This is a genomic window from Protofrankia coriariae (assembly GCF_001017755.1).
GTDB classification, from domain to species: domain Bacteria; phylum Actinomycetota; class Actinomycetes; order Frankiales; family Frankiaceae; genus Protofrankia; species Protofrankia coriariae.
In genome coordinates, this window is record NZ_JWIO01000056.1 from 13,803 (window position 1) to 21,610 (window position 7,808).

Annotated in this window: 9 protein-coding genes and 1 tRNA gene; 9 read left to right on the forward strand and 1 reads right to left on the reverse strand. The window is 67.0% G+C overall.

From position 1 onward, the window contains the following. Window positions 1–314 precede the first annotated feature (314 nt). From rsfS to FrCorBMG51_RS22155, 3 genes are all read left to right on the forward strand, one after another. Complete coding sequence (gene rsfS, locus FrCorBMG51_RS22145; protein WP_047224958.1) at window positions 315–728, forward strand: ribosome silencing factor; 414 nt, start codon at window positions 315–317, stop codon at window positions 726–728. After that, window positions 725–1,453, forward strand: a complete 729-nt coding sequence (locus FrCorBMG51_RS22150) for a histidine phosphatase family protein (RefSeq protein WP_047224947.1) — start codon at window positions 725–727, stop codon at window positions 1,451–1,453. Before rsfS ends, FrCorBMG51_RS22150 begins: the two co-directional genes overlap by 4 nt. Window positions 1,454–1,553: 100 nt before the next feature. Then, window positions 1,554–1,630: transfer RNA gene (locus FrCorBMG51_RS22155), tRNA-Ala, on the forward strand. Between the two features lie 166 nt (window positions 1,631–1,796). Here the strand turns inward: FrCorBMG51_RS22155 and FrCorBMG51_RS28690 are convergent. Then, window positions 1,797–2,429: a hypothetical protein gene (locus tag FrCorBMG51_RS28690; RefSeq protein WP_157180623.1), complete on the reverse strand. Its 633-nt coding sequence runs from the start codon at window positions 2,427–2,429 to the stop codon at window positions 1,797–1,799. Between the two features lie 299 nt (window positions 2,430–2,728). Between FrCorBMG51_RS28690 and FrCorBMG51_RS22160 the strand changes: the two genes are divergently transcribed. The 6 genes from FrCorBMG51_RS22160 to FrCorBMG51_RS22185 all read left to right on the forward strand — a co-directional run bounded on the left by FrCorBMG51_RS22160 (window position 2,729) and on the right by FrCorBMG51_RS22185 (window position 7,780). Beyond that, window positions 2,729–4,816, forward strand: a complete 2,088-nt coding sequence (locus tag FrCorBMG51_RS22160) for a TerD family protein (RefSeq protein WP_052914941.1) — start codon at window positions 2,729–2,731, stop codon at window positions 4,814–4,816. A gap of 391 nt (window positions 4,817–5,207) precedes the next feature. Beyond that, window positions 5,208–5,405 (forward strand): hypothetical protein, encoded by a 198-nt coding sequence (locus tag FrCorBMG51_RS22165; protein WP_047224948.1) that lies wholly within the window; start codon window positions 5,208–5,210, stop codon window positions 5,403–5,405. After that, on the forward strand, window positions 5,398–5,769 hold the full coding sequence (locus FrCorBMG51_RS22170; RefSeq protein ID WP_047224949.1) for an inorganic pyrophosphatase: 372 nt from the start codon (window positions 5,398–5,400) through the stop codon (window positions 5,767–5,769). The genes FrCorBMG51_RS22165 and FrCorBMG51_RS22170 overlap by 8 nt, the downstream gene beginning before the upstream one ends. A 171-nt stretch (window positions 5,770–5,940) precedes the next feature. Next, window positions 5,941–6,306, forward strand: coding sequence for a type II toxin-antitoxin system RelE/ParE family toxin (locus FrCorBMG51_RS22175; protein WP_047224950.1), 366 nt, complete (start codon window positions 5,941–5,943; stop codon window positions 6,304–6,306). After that, window positions 6,299–6,595 (forward strand): helix-turn-helix domain-containing protein, encoded by a 297-nt coding sequence (locus tag FrCorBMG51_RS22180; protein ID WP_047224951.1) that lies wholly within the window; start codon window positions 6,299–6,301, stop codon window positions 6,593–6,595. Before FrCorBMG51_RS22175 ends, FrCorBMG51_RS22180 begins: the two co-directional genes overlap by 8 nt. Window positions 6,596–6,889: 294 nt before the next feature. Next, entirely contained in the window at window positions 6,890–7,780 is an 891-nt protein-coding gene (locus FrCorBMG51_RS22185; RefSeq protein ID WP_047224952.1) for an oxygenase MpaB family protein, read from the forward strand. Window positions 7,781–7,808 lie beyond the last annotated feature (28 nt).

A 7,808-nucleotide genomic window follows, 5' to 3' on the forward strand; every position in this document is an offset into this window, starting at 1 on the left:
GAGCCGGTGCCGCCGGTACCGGAAGTGGCGGTGACACCGGCGGCAGCGGTGCCGGCGGCGCGGCGCCCGCGGGAACCGGGCCGATCAGGCCGGCGGGCCCGCTGAGCCGACGCAGGGCAGATCCAGGCTCGTGAAAGTGTTGCGTGTGTCAGGCTGGACAGGCAGTACACAAGCTGGTCCGGCACACGCCCACAGTCGGTCGACGAAGGACGTGCCAGCCGTACCAGCGCGGGTGACGGTCGTGACCGATGATCCACCAGGGTCTGACGATCCACCGGAGCCCGACGACCCACCGAACCCGGAGAGGTGTATTCGTGACCGCATCCCCGCGAGCCGTCGAGCTCGCCCTCGAAGCGGCGCAGGCCGCGGCGGACAAGCTCGCCCGTGACATCGTCGTGCTCGACGTCAGCGAACGGCTGGCCATCACGGACTGCTTCGTCGTCGCGTCCGCGGACAACGAACGGCAGGTCAAGGCCGTCGTTGACGGGATCGAGGAGCGTCTGCGCGGCTTTGGCGCCAAGCCGGTCCGCCGGGAGGGCGAACGCGAGGGACGCTGGGTGCTGCTCGACTTCGCTGACATCGTGGTACACGTGCAGCACGGCGAGGAGCGGACGTACTACGACCTGGAGCGGCTGTGGAAGGACTGCCCACGGATCACCTTCACCGACCGTGACATCGCCCGTCGGGTGGAAGTGGAAGCGGTGGCCCCCGGCGCGGGCCGCCGGTGAGGATCCTGCTGTGGCGCCACGGCCGCACCGCATGGAACGAACTGGGCAGGTTCCAGGGGCATGCTGACCCGCCGCTGGACGCCACCGGTCGGGCTCAGGCCCGGCTGGTGGCACCGGCGATCCGCGCGCTCGCGCCGGACGTCGTGGTCTCCTCGGATCTGCTGCGCTGCCGGACGACCGCAGCCGAACTGGGCCTGACCGTCCAGGTGGACCCCCGACTGCGCGAGATCTCGCTGGGAGAGTGGTCGGGCCTGACCGCGCGGCAGGCCGCGGAGCGCTTCCCCGCGGAGGCGGCGGCCTGGCACCGCGGCGAGGACGTCCGCCGCGGCGGCGGTGAAACCTACGAGGAGGTCGGCGCCCGGGCGATCGGCGTCGTGGAGGATCTCGTCGCCAGTGGGCTGCCCGGCGACGACGGGCTGGCCGTGCTGGTGCTCCACGGCGGCACCGCCCGGGCCCTCATCGGCCGGGTGCTCGACGTACCGCCGTCGACGTGGTGGCACTTCGGCCCGTTGGGGAACTGCCGCTGGTCGCTGCTGCGCCGCTCCAACGGGCGGTTCCGGCTGCTCGAGCACAACAGCGGCCCGCTCGCCGCCACCCGCGCCGTTCCTCGGACGGACGCCCCGCGGGCGGCGTCGGCAGGGCCACTCGCGCAGGCCGCCCCGCCCGCGCTCGACGCCTCGGCCGCCCCCGACACCGAACCGGTACACTCGCCGAGTACCTCCTGAACGGGCACTCGGCAGAGCCTGTAAGGTGTGCGAAGCAGGCAAGCGGTACGGGGGAACGACAGGGAGACAGGCAGCAGGGCAGGGCGGCAGTAACACATCTGGGGCTGTGGCGCAGTCTGGTAGCGCATCACACTGGCAGTGTGAGGGTCAGGGGTTCGAATCCCCTCAGCTCCACCACTTGCTGTAGCGAACCGTCTGACCTGGGAAAACGATGCAAAAGTACGGGTTCGCGCGCTTTATAGATGGTTGACCGGCGGCTTGATCCGGACACATAGGTGCAGATCAGGCTGGGGGTGAGGGGGTCGAGTCCCCTCACCCCATCTTCGATCTTCGTTGCACAGGGTCACGGTGATTCCGTCCTCGATAACCTGTCCGGCCGGGGTGGGATCGGCTCGTCACCAGCAACCGGTCCGGTGGACAGCGTCGCACAGAGGCCGCCAGCGTCCATGCATGCTTTTTCACCATCTCCGCGAGACAGGACTTGCCAACACCAACTCCTCGCGAGGGCGGTAGGACATGCGGCCGACGCTCCGGTTCGACTGGCTGGTGCTGCCCTGAACCATCGGTCGGTCAGGAGGGTGCCGGCGACGAGGCACAGGGCAGCGGGTATGTCGCCCCAGGGCAGGGTGCTTCCAGGTGGAGGCCAAGAGCCAGCGAGCCGCTCGACGTCGGTGATGAGAACGGTGGTGCCCCACACCTTGGCGAGTTCACGCGCCCGCAGAGCGGCATCGCGCAGCATGGCGAGGATGGTGGCCGGCTTTCCCTGACGGATGAGGATGTCCCGAGTCTCGATCGCCAGCTTGATCGCTTGTGTGACGGTGCCATTGCAGCCTTCGGCCGCCTCGCTCGCCGCGGCGTTGTACCAGTCGACGATGAGTTGGTTCGACACTTCATCATCCGCGGTAGTCAGTCGATAACCTGGGTTGTCTGCCGGCAGAGTGCGCGTCGGGGTTGGCGCTGGTGCAGTAACTGGCACGTCGCCTCCACCGCATCTCGCGATCGTGACAGCCGCCAACGCCAGGTCTGCCCACCTTGTCCGCATCTGTCCCCTCCGTGTATCGGAGGCGCGGGATAATGAGTTGCCGAGCAGGCCGGGGAAGGTTGCTGTGATCAGTCGAAACCAAGATCTTCGCTGACCCGCGGAGCCTGGCGTGACGCCTTCTCTTGTGCGTCTGATTTCTCAACAGTGGTCTGATGTAGTGATGTCAGTGGGCATCCTATCGGCCAAGGTCTTGGGGATATGGTCCCGGTATGTGCGCTGCGACGGTTGCGGCCATGCGCAAGGGGGGAAACGTCACCCTCAGTGCCCTGGCTGACGAAATCGGTTCTGTATCGGTCATTCTTGAGTGGGCTGCCGAGAAGGGGCATCCGCTTGACGCGGATGTGAGCGTTCTCCTGCTCGGGGACGACGGCAAGGTCCGGTCAAACGACGATTTCGTCTTCTACAACCAGCCGTCCGGGGCGGGTGGGGCGGTCCGGCTCCGTGGAAAGACCTCCAGCGTGGAGGAGAGGTACACGGCCTTCACCGACGTCGTTGAGGTCGACATGGACGATGTCCCGGACAGCGTTGAACGGGTACTGCTCGCCGCCAGTCTGGACGGCGGGGCCGGGGACGGCTTCGGGCGGCTGGAGTACCTGCGGCTGCGGCTGCTGCGTGGGTCCGACGCGACGGAGCTGCTTCGTTTCGACGTCACGGACGCTTCAACCGAGACAGCGTTCGTACTCGGAGAGGTCTACCGCCGTACCGGGCAATGGAAGTTCCGCGCGATCGGTCAGGGATACGACACCGGCCTGGCAGCACTCGTCACCGAATACGGCATCGAGGTCGATGCTGACGAGGAAGAAAGTCCGACACCCGGCCGCGCCGAGCCAGCGGCGCCCGCTGGCGCCGATTCCACGGTCAGTGGTGGCTCCAGCGCCGTGCAAGATGCTCCCAACGATGTGAGTCCGGCAAGTGTGTCCCGCCCGCCGGCCCCGGCCAGGGAGCGGCGAACCCAGACGGTGACCACGAAGAAACGCAGGCCTGCGAGGCGGCTGTCGGCTTCGAAGGCGAGGCGGTTGGATGCCGGGGAGGCGGAGGAGCCTTGGCAGTCGGCGAGGCTGTTCCCGGTGGCAGGTATCGGTGGAGCCGGGGAGCAGGAGCGGCGTGCGACCTCGGCTCTGCTCGCCGTCGTGGGATCCGTGCGCGAATTCGGCCGCGCTTTGACGACCCGGTTCGGGGCGCCCGCCGGCCAGGTCGAGACGTTCATCGAGGTTCCATTCAGCCGGGGTGACAAGCCTTACCGGCCGGACGGGTTGATCCGGGTGACGCGGGGGCAGCGTACGTGGACGGCGCTGGTCGAGGTGAAGACCGGGACGGGGGAGCTCCGCCCGGAGCAGGTCGAGGCATATCTGGACATCGCTCGGGAACAGCGATTCGATACTGTCATCACCGTATCCAATCTGATCACAGCGGCGGACGAACGGCACCCCATCGCGATCGACGGGCGAAAAACGAAGAAAGTCGGCGTCCATCACCTTTCATGGGCAGAGATCAGATTCCGCTGCCAGCTTCTGCTCGAAAACAGCTCGGTGGCGGACGCCACTCAAGAATACATTCTCACCGAGTTCCTCAGGTACCTCGACCACCCACGTTCGGGTGCCGACAAATTCGACGACATGGGGCCTCACTGGGTGGCTGTGAGGGACAGCGTCTCGGCGGGTACGCTGCGACCGGCGGACAAAGGACTGCCTTCCGTCGCCGAACGTTTCGACCAGCTTACCCATTATTTGTGCCTGCACCTGGGTGGGCTGCTGGGTATCGAGGTCCTCCCTCACCTGAACCGGCGGGTGGACGCGGTGCAGCGACGGCATGCATTGGCCGAGGAACTGTGCCGGAACGGCACCCTGTCCGCGATGCTGCGGATCCCCGGAACGGTTGGCCCGGTGACTGTGACAGCGGACCTGCGTGTGGGCCGGGTTGGATGCTCGGTCAGCATCGACGCTCCTCGCCAAGGACGGCCGCTCACCCGAGTGAAGTGGATTATGAGGCAGCTCGCGGATGCAAACGGGAATCTGCGGGTTGAATCTTTCGACCAAGGCTCGCGGGAGGCTGCCCGAGCCGATCTTCTTGCCTTGGTGCGCCAGAAGCCGGAGATTTTGATCGCTGGCTCGGCTTGTGAGATTCGGGCCTTTCGTATTTCCCTGAGTGCTCCTCTCGGTGCGAAACGCGGCGCAGGGAAGGGTACATTTGTCACATCGCTGGTGGACACGCTGGAGAAATTCTACGAAGAGGTGGTACAGAACCTGCGCGAATGGCATGACTCCACCGATGCCGCCCCAGCGTCGGGCAATGGTGCTAGCGCCTCAACCGAGAAAAAATAGCTTACATCGCGCGGGTGGATGCGCTACATTCCTCCCTCCCAGGAGACGGTCAGTGGCCGGAGTTCCGGCCACTGACCGTCCTCGTTCGCCTTGTCCGTCAGGGCATGTATCCTTCAGAGAGGAATCAGGATCGTGAATGTTGCGCCGCCCGCGTGGGGACGCTTCAGATCCTCTGTGGGGTGCGTTGGCGTAGGTAGTGGGCTAGATCGGGGTTCAAGTTCTACCCTTCAACTCCACCGCAATCTGTAATCATGCCGTTATTCTGGCAGGACGGGGAAACTTTATGGTTTCCGACATTTGATCAGGTGGAAGATGTCCATGTCCTGGCGCTGATCAATTGGTTCGAGTCCTCAAGCACACCGATAGATCTCGACTCCAGAACGTAGTGAGAGTGAGATCGGTTCGCCTCGCCGGGGGATGCATCCCGGCCGTCCTGCACCACACCATCAGCGTGTCGTTCGAGCCGGAGGACGCGGCCAGGGTGCCACCGTCTCGCGCGAGCGGCTGGACAATGGAGCCGACCCCAGGCCACTTCGTGTTCGTGGTCTCCCTCATGGGTCCTCTACTCGACGGCGGCGACCATGTCTGAGGCTCCCTGTACCCGCTTCTTCGGCAACCTCGACGGGCTGGCGGCCACCTCGCGGCTGGTGGACCGTCCGGCCGGCAGCAGATACCCACGGGTGCCGCAGGCCGTGTATCCCGTCGACTACAGCTACCCGGAGAGCACCGTGGCCGCGGACGGCGACGGTGTGGACGTATTCCGCGGCAGCGCCGCCGGCGCCGGGGTAGTGGGGGTCTTCGTGACGGCGGATCCGGGTAAGCGTGACGTGGAGGTCAAGATACTGATCGACTGTATCGCCGACGAGATCGAGCGGGTGCGGATCCTGCTCGACGACATCCTGGAGATCGGAGGCCGGCTCGTGCCGCGGAGCGCGGAGACCGCCACCGATTGACGATCGAGGGCTCAGCCCACCCGGGAGTCGAGGCGCTCAACCTGTGGCTCTCCGGCCTTGCCGGGACGGTCGTCCGTGTGGCCGATGGTGTGCGGTGTGTCGTGGTCTGCCGGGTGGCCGCGTCGGTCTTGACACATGAGATCACCGTCGCGCGAATATAGCGTCAACGCTATGATCTGGGGTATCGTCGAGCTGGAACCGGAGGTCCGGGACTGGCTGGAGCGGCTGCCGACCGCGCAGTTCGCGACGGCCGCCTTCTACGTGGACCTGCTCGCCGAGCAGGGTCCGTTGCTGGGTGAGCCGTACACGCGGCAGCTCGATGGCAAGCTGCGGGAGCTGCGGTTCCATCTGGAGGGCCGGGCGATCCGGGTGACCTACTGGATCGCGCCGGGCCGGCGGGTGGTTCTGCTGACCGTGTTCGCGAAGACACGGATGCGGGAGGCTGCCGAGGTGTTCCGGGCGAGGCGCGCGCTGGCACGCTGCCTGACCGAGTCGCGCACGGTGGGCGAGGATGAAGGGGGCGACGGCGATGGCTGAGCGGGCGGACTGGGCGGGGCTGCGGGAACGGCGGATGGGCGAGCCGGGTGCGCGGGAGGCCTACCAGGCGGCCAGGCTGGCGTTCGAGCTGGGCCGGGCGGTGCGGGAACTGCGCCAGCGGCGCGCCTGGAGCCAGGCCGAGCTGGCCCGCGCGGCGGGCATGACGCAGTCGGCGGTGGCGCGGTTCGAGGCCGGTGGCACCATACCGACACTGCCTGTGCTGGAACGGCTCGCCGAGGCGCTCGACGCCGACCTCGACGTCCGCGTCGTCCCTCGTCCCGCGGCGTAGGAGACGTTCTGGCACGCCTGTCCGGACATGAGCCGGTGAACACAGTCCCGTGTGGCTTACCGACCGCCGCCGTGAGCCCGTTGACACCCGCCATGGCGGCGTCACGAGGTTTGCCATGAGTGTGGCCCCGCCAGGACCGTCGAGGTAGCGGAACTGGCCACCCCGGCCCTGTGGCCGACCGGCAGCTTCAGGCACGGCTTCCGCTTCCTGTGTTCGGTAAGTCCTCGATCGCCGATTGCGCGGAGGTGTCGGTGCACTTACAGTGCACTGGCGGTCGCTGAGGAGGTAGTCGTCGTGACCAAGGCCCGTCATAACGAAGGGCTGGACCCCGAGAGCCAGTTCATGGAGATCTACCGAAACCTGGCTGTCTACGAGTTCCCCTGGGACCTCAACCAGTCGCTGAGCTTCGCGTTGTTCCGGACCTACGCGGTGCCGAGCATCGGCGGCCTGCTGGATCGGACCGGCGAGTTCGGCCGCGACACCCAGAAGCGCTACGACGACACCGCGATCCTGCTGGAGGTGCCGCTGCTGGAGGGCTTCGACACTCCGCGGGGCAGGGCGGCGGTGCGGCGCATCAATCAGATGCACCGGATGTACGACATCTCCAACGCCGACATGCGCTACGTCCTGTCGACGTTCGTGGTGGTGCCGAAGAGGTGGATCGACGAGTACGGCTGGCGCCGGCTCACCGACGGGGAGGTGCTGGCCTCGGTCCGGTACTACCAGACCCTTGGTCACCACCTGGGTATCACGGACGTTCCCGCGACATACGACGAGTTCGCCCGCCTGATGGACGACTACGAGCGCGAGCACTTCGCGTTCGACCCGGGCGGGCGTCGGGTGGCGGACGCGACCCTGCGTCTGCTGACGACGTTCTACCCCCGGCCCGTGCGGCCGCTGGTCGAGGTCTTCAGCCGGGCCCTGATGGACCCGCCGCTGCTGGCGGCATTCGGCTACAGGGAGCCCGGCCGCGTCGCGCGACGTCTCTCCGAGGGCGCGCTGCGCGTGCGGGCCGGGATCGTCGCGCTTTTCCCGGCCCGCCGCTCACCCCGGTACGTCCACGACATGTCCCGTATCCGCAGCTACCCCGACGGCTTCCAGATCGAGCGGATGGGGACCTTCGTCCCCGGCTGCCCCGTGCACCACGGCGATTCCGGTGCGGCGACCCACCACGCCGCCACCTGAGCCGGCTCCAATGTCGGGCCGGCCCGCC

What these genes read in the sequence shown, in the direction of transcription:
- FrCorBMG51_RS22170 (WP_047224949.1), top strand. Translation starts at nt 5,398, where the DNA reads ATGTCTGAGGCTCCCTGTACCCGCTTCTTCGGCAACCTCGACGGGCTG.
- FrCorBMG51_RS22175 (WP_047224950.1), top strand. Translation starts at nt 5,941, where the DNA reads ATGATCTGGGGTATCGTCGAGCTGGAACCGGAGGTCCGGGACTGGCTG.
- FrCorBMG51_RS22160 (WP_052914941.1), top strand. Translation starts at nt 2,729, where the DNA reads ATGCGCAAGGGGGGAAACGTCACCCTCAGTGCCCTGGCTGACGAAATC.
- FrCorBMG51_RS22180 (WP_047224951.1), top strand. Translation starts at nt 6,299, where the DNA reads ATGGCTGAGCGGGCGGACTGGGCGGGGCTGCGGGAACGGCGGATGGGC.